A 15,284-nucleotide genomic window follows, 5' to 3' on the forward strand; every position below is an offset into this window, starting at 1 on the left:
AAAATTGAAGCGCACAAAATGCACTCGGCGCCTTCCCGAATCGAGAAAGCGCCGAGCATTTTGCGCGCGTTTTCAAAAACGCTTCGCTTTTACGCCTTCGCTGGTTCGCGCAGCTTCAGCACGCAGTGGTACACGACGAGGAGCGCCAGAATGATGAGCGCAACGGCGATGATGAGCTGCAGACCGCCGACCATGAAGACGAACGTGCCGTTGGCGATGGTGCCGAAGATGCCGATGATGGCTTCAACGAGTGCAGTCATCGTCACGCAGAACATGATCGTCATCGGCGCATAGAGCATCCAGCCCTTGCGGCCCGTGGCCTTCAGGAACACGGCAAGCCCAGTAAGAACAAGCGCCGAGAGAAGCTGATTGGCCGAGCCGAAGAGCGGCCAAACCGACATGTAGCCCGCCATGCAGATCGCATACCCCAAGAGCAGCGTGAGCACGGTCGAGAAGACGGTGTTCGTGAAGAGCTTCTGCACGGCCGTCTTTTCTTCACCCGGACGCGGCATGAAGAGTTCCTGCAGCGACATGCGGCCGATGCGGGCGACGGCGTCGACCGACGTCAACGCAAGCGCCGAAACGCACATCGTCAGGATGCAGGCGGAGATGTCGGCGGGAACACCGAAGAGTTCGGTTAGGAACCCGGCAACCGAGCCCGAGAAGAGCTGGAAGGGCGTGCCCTTCGGGAGAACGCCGTCGGTAGCGCCGGCGCAGACCACGACGAGCGCCACGACGCCGAGGATCACTTCAACGCACATCGAGCCGTAGCCGACGAGGCGCATATCCTTTTCGTTCGAAACCATCTTCGAGGACGTGCCCGAGCTCACGAGCGAGTGGAAGCCCGACACAGCGCCGCAAGCGATCGTGACGAAAAGGATCGGGAAGAGGTCCATGTTGTTGACGGTGAAGCCCGTCACGGCCGGCATATTGAGCGTCGGGTTCTTGACGAAAACGCCCAAAACACCGCAGACGATCATGCCGATCAAAAGGAACATCGAGAGATAGTCGCGCGGCTGCTTCAGCGCCCACATGGGCATCACGGAAGCGGCAAAGAGGTATGCGAAGACGACGTAGCGCCACGTGACGGCATCGGCATACATCGGGAAAGCGATGCCGAGCGCAAGCATGGCGAGCATGAGGACGACGCCCACGACAAACTGCAGACCGGCCGAAGGCTTCACATACTTGAGGAAGAGCCCGAACACAACGGCGCCAACCATGTAGATCATCGAGATCGACGCGGCAGCGGCGTTCGGCATGATTTCGGCGCCCTCCTTCGTGAAGCCGTTGAAGGTATTGGCAACCATGTCGCAGAAAGCGGCAATCACGAGGAGCGTAAAGAGCCAGCAGAACAAGAGGAAGAGCTGACGACCCGTACGGCCGACATAGTCTTCAATGATCATGCCGATCGAGCGACCGCCGCTCTTCACGGACGCATAAAGCGCGGTGAAGTCCTGAACAGCACCGAAGAAGACGCCGCCCACAAGCATCCAGAGCAGCGCCGGGAGCCAGCCGAACATCGCGGCAATAATCGGACCGGTCACGGGGCCCGCACCCGTAATCGACGTGAACTGATGCGCAAAAACGGTCCACTTGGAAGCGGGCGCATAGTCGCCGCCCTGATTCTCAACGGCCGGGGTCGGCTTGTTGGGATCGACCCCCCAGGTCTTTTCAAGCCAGCGGGCATACCCGAAGTAGCCGCAGGCCAAAGCGACCAGGGTGATCAACATGACTGTCAATCCATTCATTTGAGAAGCGTCCTAATAGTCTGAGATATTTGAGGTCTTTTTCTTGTTTGAGAGCGCCCCCTGCGCGCCGCGTGCACGCGCGCGAGAGGGCGAATCACTCAAGCAATGTATCTCAGCGAAACGCTTCGCACAATTAAGCAAAATTTCTAAGCCTGCAAATCGATATATTTGATTTTTATGGAATATCTATTTCAGAATGCATTTTTCTGCACGAACTAATTGCGTCTTTCTCCTGTTTGGGCAAAGTCGATAAGCTGATTGTCTTATGGTGTTTACTGTAGAAAGAACGGCCCGAATCAGCGAGGCGAAACGCGCTTTGCAATCGGGCGGTCAATCGATCGTCTTTTTGAGGCTCGCCAGAACCCCCGAAACGCCCCAAAAAACGATCACGAGCGCGACGAACGCAAAGGCCGGCATCCAGCTCGAAAAACCTTCAAAGAGCGCGCCGAAGAGAACGGGCCCGAAACCCGCCCCCAGGTACCCCACGCCCTGTGCGAGGCTCGAGATGCCAAGCATCTGGCCGTCGCTTGCAGACTTCTTTGACATCAGGAGAAAGGCGACCGAGAGCATCGCCCCCTGCGAAGCACCCGCGAGAACGCTCCCGGGGAGCATCGCCCAAGCGTGCTCTGCACCCCAGATCCAGCCGGCCAGCCCGGCAAGGTAGGCCGCAGAAAGAAGCGTCACCGCGAGCGCATCGCTTTTAACGAGCGTCATGAAGCGCGCTGTGAATACGGAAGCCGGCAGCCCGCTCACGAGATACACGAAAAGCCACACGCCCGTCGTCTGTGCGCTCATCCCGAGCGAAGCCCAATAGGGCGGCAGCCACGCGCTCACCGTGTAGATCAAAAGCGACTGCAGCCCCATAACGCCCGTGAGCGCCCAGGCCATGGGCTTGCACGCAAGCGCGGCCAACGGTTCGCGTTCGACCTTTCTGGCGCTTGCGCCGGCTGCCGGGCGTTGTGCGCGCAGCACGTCGCCCACTTGCGAGAAGCCATACCAGAGGGCCGCTGCCGAGAACGAGAGCGCAGCCCAAAAGCCCATCGTCGCCGCCACCGTATCGAAGTACTCGGCAAAGGGCGCCGCCGTGAGACCGCCCACGGCCCCCGAAAGGCCGATCACACCCGTGTAGATCCCCATCATGGTGCCGAGCTTGTGCGGCCAATTCACCTTGACCACCACCGTCATGTAGACATTCAAAAGGGCAATGCCCGCCCCCACGAACACCGTCGCAGCGAGCATCGCGGGCCAATGCGCCATGAGCGAAGCCGCCGTGCGCAGCAGAGCACCCGCCGCGAGCACTGCAAGCGCGGCGCCGACGGCGCGCCGCAGCCCGAGCTTTTCGGCTATTTGCGGCGAAAAGAAAGAGAAAAAGCCGAAAGCGGCAATCGGAATGGCCGTGAGAATGCCGTAGTCGGCGTACGAAGCCCCGAATGTGGCGCGAATCGCCTCAGCGACGGGCCCGATCGAGGTGACGGGTCCGCGCATCATCAGTGTGGCAAAGAAGAAAACAGCCGCAAAAAGAAGTGCTGCGCGCGCCGTATCGCCGCCCGCTCCTGCAGCAGCATCTGCGCTCTCTGTTGCCGTCCTCGCTTGCGCGTGCCGCGTCGCCATCCTTGCGCTCCTTTACGGTCTCCCGTTGTTATGAGTTCATGCCGACACGCTCGGTCAGCCGGAACCGAGGCGTCGCGCAACATTCTAGGCTGAGAAAGCGGCTCGCCTCGCTCGAGAGGCGGGCAAAGACGACGTTTGGCGCCGCGACCGACCGTTGCAAACGGTTGCAGTTCTTTGCACGACTGAACGCGCTAACCGTGCGCGGCGTCCCAGAAGGTAGTATGTTCCCTATTAGAGAAGAGAGGACGATTGCCGCTTGATCGATGTGCGGCACCGTTCGCGACAATGCCCGCCCGTCCGATTTGCCCGCTCCGGGTACTGCAGCGCGGCAGGCATTCTGACAAACATAGGATCTACAGATGCAGAAAAAATCCGCCCTCGCCCTTTTCAGCGCCGCTCTCGGCGCCCTCGTGCTTTCGGGCTGCGCCAACGACGGTACGGCCTATCGTGCGGACACCTACTCCGTCGGCCAAGTGAATCAGGTACAGGAAGTGCGGACGGTTGAAATCATCGCGATCAATCCCGCTCGAGTGGCCGTTCCCAACAGCGACAATCGCGAAACAGCTCGCGTCGCGGGCGCTCTGATCGGTGCAATTGCGGGTGCAGCTATCGGCAACCATAACAACCACAGCACAAGCTCGCGCGTGCTCGGCGGTCTCGCTGGCGGTGCCGTAGGCGGCATGGCGGGCGACGCCATCGGCGGCGGCAACAGCACCTCCTACACCGACGGCGTGCAGCTCGTCTATCGCACGAGCGACGGCCGCATGTACCAGTCCTCGCAGGTCGGTCGTCCCTGCGAATTCAAGACCGGCACCGCCATCATCGTTCAGCCGCGTCCGAGCGAAACCCGCATTCAGCCGAACAACCCCTACGGCTGCGGCAAGTAAGCAGACTTTTCGGCCCGATCGAAACACATTTTTGAGGACATCCACGCATGACGAAGCTTAATTTGAACGCCCTTTGCGCCGCGATGCTCTGCACGATCGCGGGCGCCGCAAGCGCGGCCTCCTCGACGGTGCCGCCCGCGACCGAAGACATCGGCCAGGCGGCGATTGACTACAACATCAGTGTTGTTCGCGACACGCAGATGCAGATCGAAGCGCAGGCTCGCGCGAAGGCTGAGGCAGAAGCGCAGCAGGCCGCCGAAGCCCAAAAGGCGCGTGAAGCGGCCGAAAACAAGGCGCGCGTCGAGCGCGCCAAGGCCGACCGCGTGCGTGCCGAGCAGAATCGCGCCGCCGCAAAGGCCAAGGCTGAAAAGGCCGCCAAGCTCGAGAAGTACGAAGACGAAGCGCGCCAGCTTGAGCTCGAGCTGCGCCGCCTGGACGTTGAAGCGCGCCGCGCCGAAGTCGAGTCGAGCGTTGCCGACCACAAGGCGAGCGCCGAACTGGCGCGCGACCGCGCGCAGCTTGAACTCGAAAAGAAACGCGTCGAAATCGAACGTCTGAAAGCGCAGCCCGCTGCCGAATAAAGCGGTCGAGGCTGCAGCACGGCTCTAGCCGCATTCTTAGGCAAACGCTCGAGATCCTCTCTGGGACTCGAGCGTTTTTCTTGGGCGTTTCCGCCCAAAAAACCATTGTCTCGAATCGCAGGACATCAAACGCATGCCTGCCGAATGCGGACGACGGTGCAGCCAACAGCGTCCCGTCAGCCGCTACCGAAGCGTCGCTCAGAAGTCGAATCGATAGAGGAGATCGAGCGCTTGGTCGACACTCGAAACGGCTTCCAGATAAAGGCGCGGCATGAGTCGATAGCGCAGCGTAAGCGTTGCAAGCGAATCGAAAATTCCCACACCGTACTTCACCTGCAGCCCCGGGAGTACGTAGCCGCTCACGACAACCTGTGAATTCTCGCCAACACCCGTTGTATCGAGACCGAGTCCTTTGATGCCGAGCGTGTCGCCGATTTCGCCTACGATGCCGTTTCCAGTCGTTGCGCCAAGCCCGATAAGCATGCTCGTCATGGCCGATGAACCGCCTTCGTCATCGCTGCCGAGTCCCTGTCCGCGAATCAGATAGCTGAGCGTCTCTGACTGCGATTTGGCAGGTTCAGAAAAGAGCGTCACCTTGGGATTGGAGGCCGTGCCGCCGACGCGGATGCCGGCAGTAACGCCGTCCTCGGTAACGTCGGGATTTCGGATGGCTTCAATGTCGAGCGACGGATTCTCAGCCGGACCATTGAAGAACACCGTCCCCTTCTGCACGATGAGGTCCTGCCCGTAGGCATGGAAGCGCCCGTACGGAATCGAGATCTGACCGTTGAGACCGAGCTTGTCGTCGTTCTGAACGATGTGGATACCCCCCTTGAGACCGGCCTTGAGACCGAAAGCGTCGATCGCCACACGCTCGCCCACGCGAACAAGAATGGCACTTTTCAGGGCAATGGGCGAGCCCGGCGTCGCAACGCGCTCCAGATTTTCGTCGAGAATCACCTCGTCCTTCGAAACGGAGGTACCCGAGGCCGGCAAGTCGCCCACGGTGATGTTCGCCCACGGGATATCGACCGTGCCCGCCAATTCGATGAGCGCGGGCGTCGCAACGGCGTGCACGTCCGTCTCGACGTCGACCTCGATCATGGGCGGCATCGCAACGCGAATCTTGTCGCTCTTAACCGAGAGCTGCGCGCGCCAGTCGTTGAGGTCGCTCCAGGAGGCGTCGCCCGTGATGCGTACGTCGCCCGTGCCGGTCTTCAGTGCCGCTTCGAGTTCGGAGCGCTGGCCGGTGAAGCGCAAAAGCAAGTTGCTCGGCTTCATGTCGACAGGGAGGTACGTCGCATCAAACGACAGGTCGTCGAGCCGGAAGTCGCCGTAAAGCGCCGGCGCTTTGAGCGTGCCGCCCGCGCGCAGCGCCGCATTCATGCGGCCCTCGGCCGTTTCACCCTGCGCGAGGAACGGCTTCAGAAGCGAGGGCGTCACGTCTTCAATGCGCATCTCGCCGCCCAAACGGCGCTCGCCCATGAGGTCGTCCACGGTAAGGTCGGCCGTAAGAAGACCGTTGCCTTCGGGGCGCACTTCAAGCCCCGCCGACGCGCGGCCTTTTTCGAGCGCGGCGCGCAGGCGAAGACGTTCGAGCGTGAGCGGGAAGCGAATGCCTTGATAGCGGGTCTGCCCGTGAAGACCGTCTCCCTTGATCGAAACACGCACCTCGGGCAGCGCCTCGCGATCGAGGTCCCAGCGCATGTCCGCTTCGCCCGTCAGCGTGCCGCTCACGCGGTCGCGCTTACGCAGGTAAGGCTTGAGGATCGCCATATCGAGCTTCGTAAGCGAGAGCTTGGCCGAGCCTTTGCGCCCGAGCACCATCGGCTCGGGCACGCACACTTCGGCATGCTCGTTCGTCCAGCAGTGCTTGCCGACGCGAAGCGTCATTTCCGCAAAGCGGAAGTCGAGCGGAATATCGGTTTTCTGCGACCAGCCGCCCGCAGGGGTCGCGAAGTGCGTCCCCGTCAGCTTGCCCTTCCAGTCAAGCGTATTGCGGTTGAGGCCGCCCGAAAGCCCGACTTCGCCTTCCACGGGGCCGCCCTCGACCTTCAGACCGAGCTTCATGGCCGTTTCGCGCCCCGTCGTCGTGAAGGTCACGGCGTCGATAGAAGTCGTCCCAACACGAATGCCCGTAACGTTCAGGCGAAGGCTCCCTTCGAGTTCCCCGGAAGCGATCGCGTCGGCGATGTGCTGCATCGTCTGCTCGGTCGTGAACACAGGCCGCTTTCTCGGCGGCATCGGGCCGCGCGCGCCCGAGGGCGCTGCAGCCGCCGTCGAAACATTCGGCGCGTCTTTCGCTGCCTCCCTATTGGACGCCGAAGCGGTCACCCCGGCAGCAGGCATCGCGAGCGGCTGCGAACGACGCAGTCGCCGTTCAACATGGTTTTTCACGTCCGCCTTGAGGCGAATGTCGTTCACCGAGAAAGTATCCTGCCAGCCGATGCCCTGCGCGCGCAGGTCGGCTGAAACGGCCGGCCGGAAAGCGCTCCCCGAGAGGCGCACGTAGCCCGAAGCCTTGCCTTTGAGGCCCGGAATCGTGTTGAGAAGCCCCGGTACGTCGACCTTGAGGTCGAGCGAAATGTTGCGCACGTCGTCGGCTTTGCCTTTGAGCTCGAGGTTGTTCTTCCCGAGCGTAAAGGAGAGCCCCGGAATCTCCGCGTGCCGGTCGCTGTCGGCGCTCGCCGCGCCCCGCAGTCGAATGAGGCCGCCCTGAATCAGCCCGTCGGCAGAGAGGTTCGAGAGTGCCACGCGCCAGCTGCCCGGGCGGTCAAGCAGACCGACCGTCCCTTCGGCGTTCGTCTTGACGTCGAGCGTCAGGGGGAGCTTGGGAAGAAGCTTCTTCGCGTCAACGCCTTCGACATTGGCTTGTGCATGCCAGGCGAGATTGCGAAGCCACTCGGCGTTGCCCGAGAGCGCTACGCGCCCGATTTCGGTCGTGACCGAGAGGTCCGAAATAGCGGCACGCGACGGCGTCCCGGCAGCCGCAAGCTTCAGATCCGCCGCAAGCGGCGCTTTGAGGCCGGCGCTCGGCATGTCGACCGTGGCTTTGCCCTGCATCGTCGCCTGCCAGGCCTTGACGCTGCCGCCCACGGCAAATTCGAACCCCTTGAGCTCGTAACGAGAAGGCGACTCGGCGGAAGCGGCGCCCGAAGCGGCCTTGCCGCCGGCTTTGGCAACGTTTTTTTGAGCGGCAGACGCCTTGGTCGCATTGGTCGCCTTGGCAACCTTTGCCGCTTTGGTCTTCTGAGCGTTCTGCTTGGCGTTTTCAGACGTAGCCTTGCCGACCGCTTGAGCGGTCGCCTTCTGCGTTCGGGGTTCTGCCTTCTCGGCCGTCACGGCTCGCAGATCGGCGCCGGGAAGCGGCCACGCAGCCTGCGGCACCGTAAGACGAAGCTCAAACGGCAGATTCGCCGCGGCGAGCTCCGCCCCCAAGTGCGCACTGGCTGCAACGGGCCCGGAAAGCCGAACGTCGGCCGAGAGTTTCTTGAGGACCTCGCCCGAGACGTCAACCTCAAGCGTAGTCGGCGCCTTTTTGAGACCGAGCGCAGGCGCAAACGGCGCAATATCGGCCGAAGCCGCCGCATGCAGCTGCGCAGACCACTCGTCGCGCATCGTCACCAGAGCATCCGCCTCCATCAGAAGTGCGGACGAATCGAGTGAGAGCCCCTCGAGCGCCACCGAGGCGTCCTTCGCAGAAGCTCTGAACGCCAGCCGATTGAGCCGCCAGGGCGAAACGGGCGCAATGTCCCCGGCGCCGGGCAGCCCCGAGACGGTCCAATCCGCTGCTTCAAACCCTTCGAGCACGATGTCGAGCGGCAGCGCCACTGTGGGGAGCTGGTTAAAAAGCGGTTTCTCAAAGAGCGCCTCAAGCATTTCGCCGGGACCTTGCTTTTTCCCATCCGCAGACTGCGTTTCGGACGCAGCCTGCGTGCGAACGGCGGGCTGCCGAAGACCGGCGTCAACCGACTTTTCGGTCGGCTTCTTGTCGTTTTCAGTCGCCTTTTCTTCGGACTTCACGGGGCCAGTCTGCGCAAGCGCGGCCGAAAGCCCCGTCACGCGAACGGGCTTCACGGTGAGAAGCGACGCCTCCCAGTCGAGCCCCGTCTCAAAGCGCTCGAGCGCCACCGTGTGACCGTCGAGCGCGGCCTTTGCGTTTTCAATCGCAATGCGCGCGACCGAAATCGGGAACGGTGCTTTGAGTTTTTGCAATGCCGCCTCGGACTGAGGCACCGTACCCTCGGCTTCGGGCGACTCACCCATGGCAGCGGTATCGACCGATTCACGCTGAGAGTCGGCATTTCTCGGCACTTCGCTCGCTCGCGCCTTATCGGCCTCCTCTGCCGGGAACGTCTGCGCCGCCGTTTGGACGTACGCGTCGAGGCCTTCGAAGCGGACTTCGGCGACCTGCACGCCGTCGACGCGCTCGATCGTCGCATCGGCCGAAGCAGCCGTGAGAAAGCGTTCGAGGCGGATTTCGGTGCCGGGAAACGCCGCACGAATGCCTTCCACAACAAACTTCGGCAGCGCCGCAACGCGGCCGTTCCAGTCGAATGCGGTTTCCAGGCGCTCGATGCCGGCCTCAACGCCGGAGGCCCCGTACCGCGCACCGCGCAGCGTGAGGGTCGGGAGTGCCAATTGCCCGCGCGCCCAGTCTGCACGGGCAGCAAAGTGCTCGAGTCCGATCGTGTGACCGTCGACCGTTACATCAATGTCGGCGAGCTCAACCGATTCGAGCGAAATGTCCGGAATGGCGGCGAGGTCCAAAGGTGCCGAAGGCGCAGGCTCGGGTTCGGTCGGCGCGCTCGCGAGCTTTTGCGTTTCGACCGTTGTCTTCACGCCCGAGAGCGCGAGACGCGTGACGCGCACTTTCCGATCGAGCAGCGCGTCCAAGTCAATGCCGAGTTCGATCCCCGAGGCAGAGACGTCGAGCCCGTCCATCTTGAAGGCCAGGTTCTTGAGTCGCAGGTCGCGCCAGTCGCCTTCGATCGACTCGAGGCGCAAGCCCGGCACGAAGCGCTCGGCGAGCGCCGCGGCAGCACTGAGGCCGCTCGGCGTCAGAACGAGCCAAGCGAGTACCCCTGCGAAGAGCACAAGAAGAACGAAGAGGCCGCAGAAGAGGGCAGCAACGCGCTTGAAGTACTTGGCGGCCTTGGCAGGCTTGGCAGGCTTGAAGTTCTTTTCGTTTGCGTCAGGCATCGTTCGCTCACAGTTCGGATCCGAGCCCGATATAGAAAGCAAGACTGTTTTCGTCGGGGTCGCCCACAGGTCGCGCAATATCGAGCTTCACGGGGCCGATGGGACTCTCCCAGCGAATCCCAAAACCCGCACCCGACTTGAAATTCGTCGTGGTGAAGTCCTCAACGGCTTCACCGACGTCGTAGAAGACCGCGCCCCACCACTTGCCCGTCACGTTGTACTGGTACTCGATCGAGCCCGTGAGCAGGCGCTGCGCACCGGTGAGATCGCCCTCTTCGTCTCGGGGCGAAATCGACTTGTAGTCGTAGCCGCGGACGCTTCTGTCGCCGCCCGCGAAGAATCGCAGATCCGGCGGCACCTGGTCGAACTCGTCCGTTTCGATCCAGCCGAAATTGCCGCGCAGAATGAAGCGGTGCTTGTCGGCGTACGTTCGAATCATCGTGCCCGCGGCACTGAAGGCAATGAAGTCGATGTCCGAGCCCCAGGCGGTCGACGAGACGTCGAGCGTGTAGCGCTGCGAGTCGCCCCAGCGCGGCATCATGCCGCCGCGCGAGCGCGTGCGAGAGAGCGTTACCCCCGGATAAAGCAGCATCGTCGTGTTCTCAACGGCGCCCTGCGTAAAGTTGTCGAGCATCCAGCGCAGATTGATCGAGCGCTGCCAACCCGTTTCGAGTTCCCAGTAGCGCGACGCCACCAAGGTCATCGAGTCCGACTGCGTGTCGTTCAGGTTTGTGTGCTTGTAGCCGCCTTGAAAGAGGTAGTACTCCTCGAGCGGACGCTCTTCGCGCGGCACCTTGTAGGAAAAGTCGAGTTCCTGGTCGGCGCTCGACAAATTCGTGGACGCTTCAAGGCTGTGCCCGTAGCGATTGACCCAAGGCTTCTTCCAGTCGGCGCGAAAACGCGGTCCCACGTCGGTCGAAAAGCCGACGCCAAGCTCAACCGAATTGCCCGAGCGCGGCACGACGTGTCCGTAGAGCGGCAGCGTCTTGTCTTCGGTGGCATTCCGGAATTCAGGCGCGACGACCGCTGAACTGAACCAGCCCGTCGTCGAGAGGCGCTCGTTCAGCTTGGCAAGATCGTCCGAAGAAAAGGGCGCGCCCGGATCGAACGGCACAAGGCTCTGCAGATACGCATCTTCGATCTGCGAGCCGTGGAAGGTCACGTTCCCAAACTTGTAGCGCGGACCCGCCTCATAGTCGATCACCCAAAACGCCACGCCGCGCTCGGGGCTCACCTGTAGTTCGCTCTGCTTGAATTTCGCCTCGAAGTAGCCCTTCGTCATGGCGAGATTGTTGAGATCCGACTTGAATTTGTCATAGCGGCCGTGGTTGAGAATGTCGCCTTTTTTGGGAACACTCTTTTCAATCAGGCGAGCGAAATCTTTATCGGACTGCGCGTCGCCGCCGATGCGAATGCGCACCTCTTCAATGCGAACGGGGTCGCCCGGCGTCACGTCAAGCTTCAGAACGCGCGGCCCCGATTCGGGTTCAGGCTGCCACTTGAACTTGAATGACGGTCGGTAGTAGCCGAGCGAACGCAGTCCTTCGCGCACGGCCGAACGAACCTGCGCGCGAAAACGGCTTCGCACGGTGATGTGCGAGAGGTCAACGGAAGAGAGCTGCGCGTCAACATTCGTTTTGAGTTCGCCCTTGAGCCCTGCCATTTCCAGCCGAAATTTGGGCTCGACAGACTCGGCAGCAGCCGCTGTCCGCCACACAAATGCGAGGCAGAGCACGAGCGCAACCCAAAAAGCGACGAAACGCCTGAAGACCATGTGAGCGAACCGACCGTTAACAAACAAATCCAATGCACCGAAGCGCACTAGCTGCCGCGACAAAATTGGCGAACCGACGTCAATTGTAAAGATGCGGCGACGAGAACCGCGTCAAAACAACATCACCAAATGTATCCGATTGCGCTGCAGGCATTGACAATGATTTCGCGTGAAGCGTTTTCGGGCGCTGCGCGCTGCAGTCTTGCGCCTTTGATCGCTGGAGATTCCTGCAGCGCCGTGAGCCGTCGGCACCGTGCCCGTGCCATCAGAACAAGGAAAAACGGCCCGTCGCATGCGCGAATCGGACCGTTTGAATCGACTGCGTCGTCTTCACGGGAGGCAGAGCGCCCCGCTCAAACGAACGTCACCGCATTAGGCGGGCGTCTTCACGGCGGGCGCGGGGGCCGCGGCCTTGGCGGGCTCGGCAGCGGGCTTCGCCGATTCGGCCTTGACGGGCGCAGCCGCAGGCTTGGCTTCAGCCTTGGGCTCGACCTTCACTTCGGGCTTCGCTTCAGCCTTCGGTTCGGCTTTCACTTCAGCCTTGGGCGCGGTGTTGGCAGCAGGCTTCGTCGCGGGCCTTGCTGCGGGCTTCGGCGCCGCCTTGGCGGCCGTCGTGCGAGCGGCAGGCTTCACTGCGGGCTTAGCTGCCGGTTTGGCAGCGGGCTTGGCGGCCGTCTTCGCAGGCGCCTTGGCTGCGGGCGCTTCCGCGGGCTTTTCAGCCGCTTTCGACTCAGCCTTCGCGGCAGCGGTTTTTTCAGCTGCGGCGGGCTTGGCAGCCGTGCGGCGGGTACGGCGAGCGGGCGCCTTCTTGGCCGGCGCTTCGGCAGGCTTTTCTTCCGGCTTTTCTTCCGCTTCCTTTTCTTCGACCTTGGCTTCGGACTTCTTTTCAGCCTTTTCGACCTTTTCTTCCTTCTTCTCGGTTTCTTCAACCTCGAGCGACTCGACGCCGAGCGCCGAGCTCATCAGGAACTGGAGCGCTTCTTCAAAGAGCTCGTCAATCGCATCGCCGAAAGTCATGCCGCGTTCGGCAAGGAATTCGTTGACACGCTTGTACGTCTTGCGATCGATCTTGATCTTGGCCTTGTACTTGAACTTGGGCATTGCGTTGCTCCTGGACAAAAAAGCTTTTTTCGGCAAGCCGCAAGCGCGCCCGCTCCGGGAGCGCGCTTGTGCGGCACAAATACCTTACGGTTGTTATAGCAGAGTAGCACTCGCGTTTCGCCGCGGGCACCGTAGTTTTGCTCACATGCCGCGGTCCTTTATGACGCGGACTTGCGCTGAGGCAGAAGCGGCGCCCTCGTCTTTGTGCCGACAAGTGCAAGCGTCGTCAAAAGCGCGAGCTGCGGCCCGAGATGAATGTCTTTCACGATGAAGGTTTCGCCGAGCGAATGCGCGCCGATTCCGATGCCGCCCGAAGAGAGGCACGTCGCCGGAATGCCGAGCGACATCGCCGGGTTCGCATCGGTCGAACTGCACTGGTAGTTCGTGAGTTCGATCCCGAGGCAACGCTGCGCGGCGCGCGCCGTCTGAATGACGGGACAATCGTCGGGCGGAAGCCCGCCGGGAATGTCGCCGATCAGCACCTTCGAAAGGCGCAGCATCTTCTCGGGCGCCGTCATGCCCCAGCGCGCGTTTTCGGCGTCAACCGCCTTTTCAAATGCGCGGAAGATCCGCTTTTCGATTTTGAGGAGCTCGTCGTTGGAAAGCGACCGGAAATCGACCTCCGCTTCGCAGCGCGGCGCAATCGTCGTCACCGACGTGCCGCCCGTGATCATCCCGACCGTGAAGCTCGTTCTCGGGTCCGAAGGCACTTCAAAGTCCGCGATTTCTGCCGTCGCGCGCGCGACGGCGTGCGTGGCGCTCGGAACCGCGCCGAACGCGCCCCAGCTGTGCCCGCCCGGACCTTCGACAATGAAGCGCCAGCTGTGCGAGCCCGTCGCCCCTTTTTGCACGCGGCCAACATCGCTGCCGTCAAGCGCAAGCAGCCCGTCGAGATGCACCGAACCGTTGCAGAGCGCCTTTGCGCCGTTCAAGTCGCCGTTGCCCTCTTCCTGCACGTCGGCAACGAAAAGAATGTCGCCCCGCGTTTCGATGTTGCCCGCCGTGAGGCAGCGCAGAATCTGCAAAAGCGAACGCAACCCCGAGGCGTTGTCGCCGATCCCGGGCGCGCGAAGCGTGTCGCCCTCGCGCTTTACGGTGCAGTCGGTACCCGCGGGAAAGACCGTATCAAGGTGCGCCACGAGCGCCAGGACCGGTCCCTCGCCCGTACCGGGACGCCGACCGATGACGTTGCCGATTTCGTCGCGCCAAACGTCCGTGAGACCGTAGGCGCGAAGACGCTTTTCGACTTCAAGCGCACGGGCCTCTTCTTCAAAAGTGGGGGCCGGAATCTCGCAGAGCGAAATCTGCTCTTCGACGGCAAAAGGTGCTTCTTCGCGCGCAACGTCAAGCGCGCGGGCCACGTCAGGCTCTTCGTAGAGCGCTCGGACCTCGGAAAGAATGCGTTCGTTGAGCGGCGGCAGCTTGTCGATGGTCATGGGCTTCCCTTCCTTTTCCTTCACGGAGGAGCTTTCGAAAACGTTCACAATCCATGCTAAAGCGTTCGGGTGCGCTGCGCGCCCCGAAAACATCGGCGATTGCACTCAGACGAAGGGCCGCGAGCGCAAGGTTTTCGTCGGCAGAAAAACTGCTTTTCGACGACCAGCGTGCAAAAAATCGACCCGTAAAGGCGTTCCGAACGCTTTTACGGGTCGATCTTTCACAGCTGCCGGTTCGGGTAGCCTCTGCGCCGCCTTTAGAGGTCGGGCGGCGCCCATGCGAGCACAGAAAGAATTGTCTCGCGGGCGCTTACGGCACTTACTTCACGGTAAGCGTGCTTTCTTCCTTCTTCACTTCGCCGACATCGCGCCACCAGTCGGGATCCTCTCGCCGGACCGTTTCAATGATGAAGTCGCGAAGCAGGTGGGAAAGGACCAAGCCCCGCTCTGCGGCAAGACGTTCGGCAGCAAGCTTCGTCTCGAAGGGCAGCCGGCAGCTGATAACGCCCGTCTTATTGCCGCGCTGATGGGAACTTCCTTCGTCAAGGACAAACATTCTCTGCACCTCCTCGTACAGATCAAGCCCAATTCGCAACGCCTGTCTGCACACCCCGTTCGGGAATTCTCAGACGCTGCGGTGAAGCCTGTAGAAACGAACTGTTATTTTGGTTTGGATCGAATAGCTATGCATACGGTTCGGGGCAGCAAGCCCGTGCGCGCAAAATGCGCCGAGCGGAATCGATCTTTTGCCGAAGCACGAGATCGGCACGAGCCTGCGAAACTCGAACCGCCATCGAAAAACGACGATGCGTCAGAGATTCTAAGGCATTCTCCTCAGCTCTCACACGACTTTTGCACCGAAGAGGTGCTGAATTTAACGATTCTTTGAGTCCCCCGATGAGGAATTTTCTGTGTCAATCTCCCGAAAAGCGCCGATTGAC

At 61.7% G+C, this 15,284-nt stretch carries 9 protein-coding genes; 2 read left to right on the forward strand and 7 right to left on the reverse strand.

The features are described from left to right. Positions 1 to 89: 89 nt before the first annotated feature. Positions 90 to 1,751 carry a carbon starvation CstA family protein gene (locus tag H6A60_RS09405; protein WP_205103894.1) on the reverse strand — a complete coding sequence of 554 codons (1,662 nt, stop codon included), beginning with the start codon at positions 1,749 to 1,751 and terminating at the stop codon, positions 90 to 92. 330 nt (positions 1,752 to 2,081) lie between these two features. Then, positions 2,082 to 3,362, reverse strand: coding sequence for an MFS transporter (locus tag H6A60_RS09410; RefSeq protein ID WP_205103896.1), 1,281 nt, complete (start codon positions 3,360 to 3,362; stop codon positions 2,082 to 2,084). Positions 3,363 to 3,721: 359 nt separating this feature from the next. Between H6A60_RS09410 and H6A60_RS09415 the strand changes: the two genes are divergently transcribed. Both H6A60_RS09415 and H6A60_RS09420 read left to right on the forward strand, forming a co-directional pair. Further along, positions 3,722 to 4,249: a glycine zipper 2TM domain-containing protein gene (locus H6A60_RS09415; RefSeq protein WP_205103898.1), complete on the forward strand. Its 528-nt coding sequence runs from the start codon at positions 3,722 to 3,724 to the stop codon at positions 4,247 to 4,249. Between the two features lie 47 nt (positions 4,250 to 4,296). After that, positions 4,297 to 4,830, forward strand: coding sequence for a hypothetical protein (locus tag H6A60_RS09420; RefSeq protein ID WP_205103900.1), 534 nt, complete (start codon positions 4,297 to 4,299; stop codon positions 4,828 to 4,830). A 198-nt stretch (positions 4,831 to 5,028) separates the two neighbouring features. Here the strand turns inward: H6A60_RS09420 and H6A60_RS09425 are convergent, their stop codons facing one another. The 5 genes from H6A60_RS09425 to H6A60_RS09445 form a co-directional block, all read right to left on the reverse strand. Then, positions 5,029 to 10,032: a translocation/assembly module TamB domain-containing protein gene (locus H6A60_RS09425; protein WP_205103902.1), complete on the reverse strand. Its 5,004-nt coding sequence runs from the start codon at positions 10,030 to 10,032 to the stop codon at positions 5,029 to 5,031. A 7-nt stretch (positions 10,033 to 10,039) separates the two neighbouring features. Next, entirely contained in the window at positions 10,040 to 11,806 is a 1,767-nt protein-coding gene (gene tamA / locus H6A60_RS09430; protein WP_205103904.1) for an autotransporter assembly complex protein TamA, read from the reverse strand. A 372-nt stretch (positions 11,807 to 12,178) separates the two neighbouring features. Continuing rightward, positions 12,179 to 12,907: a hypothetical protein gene (locus H6A60_RS09435; RefSeq protein ID WP_205103906.1), complete on the reverse strand. Its 729-nt coding sequence runs from the start codon at positions 12,905 to 12,907 to the stop codon at positions 12,179 to 12,181. A gap of 158 nt (positions 12,908 to 13,065) precedes the next feature. Beyond that, a complete protein-coding gene (locus H6A60_RS09440) occupies positions 13,066 to 14,343 on the reverse strand; it encodes a M20/M25/M40 family metallo-hydrolase (RefSeq protein ID WP_239477686.1) in 1,278 nt (425 codons plus the stop codon). A 319-nt stretch (positions 14,344 to 14,662) separates the two neighbouring features. Next, positions 14,663 to 14,899, reverse strand: coding sequence for a hypothetical protein (locus H6A60_RS09445; RefSeq protein WP_205103908.1), 237 nt, complete (start codon positions 14,897 to 14,899; stop codon positions 14,663 to 14,665). Positions 14,900 to 15,284: the final 385 nt, after the last annotated feature.

The sequence above is a fragment of the Sutterella massiliensis genome, assembly GCF_016899755.1.
GTDB lineage: Bacteria > Pseudomonadota > Gammaproteobacteria > Burkholderiales > Burkholderiaceae_F > Sutterella > Sutterella massiliensis.

What these genes read in the sequence shown, in the direction of transcription:
- H6A60_RS09405 (WP_205103894.1), bottom strand. Translation starts at nt 1,751, where the DNA reads ATGAATGGATTGACAGTCATGTTGATCACCCTGGTCGCTTTGGCCTGC.
- H6A60_RS09410 (WP_205103896.1), bottom strand. Translation starts at nt 3,362, where the DNA reads ATGGCGACGCGGCACGCGCAAGCGAGGACGGCAACAGAGAGCGCAGAT.
- H6A60_RS09415 (WP_205103898.1), top strand. Translation starts at nt 3,722, where the DNA reads ATGCAGAAAAAATCCGCCCTCGCCCTTTTCAGCGCCGCTCTCGGCGCC.
- H6A60_RS09420 (WP_205103900.1), top strand. Translation starts at nt 4,297, where the DNA reads ATGACGAAGCTTAATTTGAACGCCCTTTGCGCCGCGATGCTCTGCACG.
- H6A60_RS09425 (WP_205103902.1), bottom strand. Translation starts at nt 10,032, where the DNA reads ATGCCTGACGCAAACGAAAAGAACTTCAAGCCTGCCAAGCCTGCCAAG.
- tamA (WP_205103904.1), bottom strand. Translation starts at nt 11,806, where the DNA reads ATGGTCTTCAGGCGTTTCGTCGCTTTTTGGGTTGCGCTCGTGCTCTGC.
- H6A60_RS09435 (WP_205103906.1), bottom strand. Translation starts at nt 12,907, where the DNA reads ATGCCCAAGTTCAAGTACAAGGCCAAGATCAAGATCGATCGCAAGACG.
- H6A60_RS09440 (WP_239477686.1), bottom strand. Translation starts at nt 14,343, where the DNA reads ATGACCATCGACAAGCTGCCGCCGCTCAACGAACGCATTCTTTCCGAG.
- H6A60_RS09445 (WP_205103908.1), bottom strand. Translation starts at nt 14,899, where the DNA reads ATGTTTGTCCTTGACGAAGGAAGTTCCCATCAGCGCGGCAATAAGACG.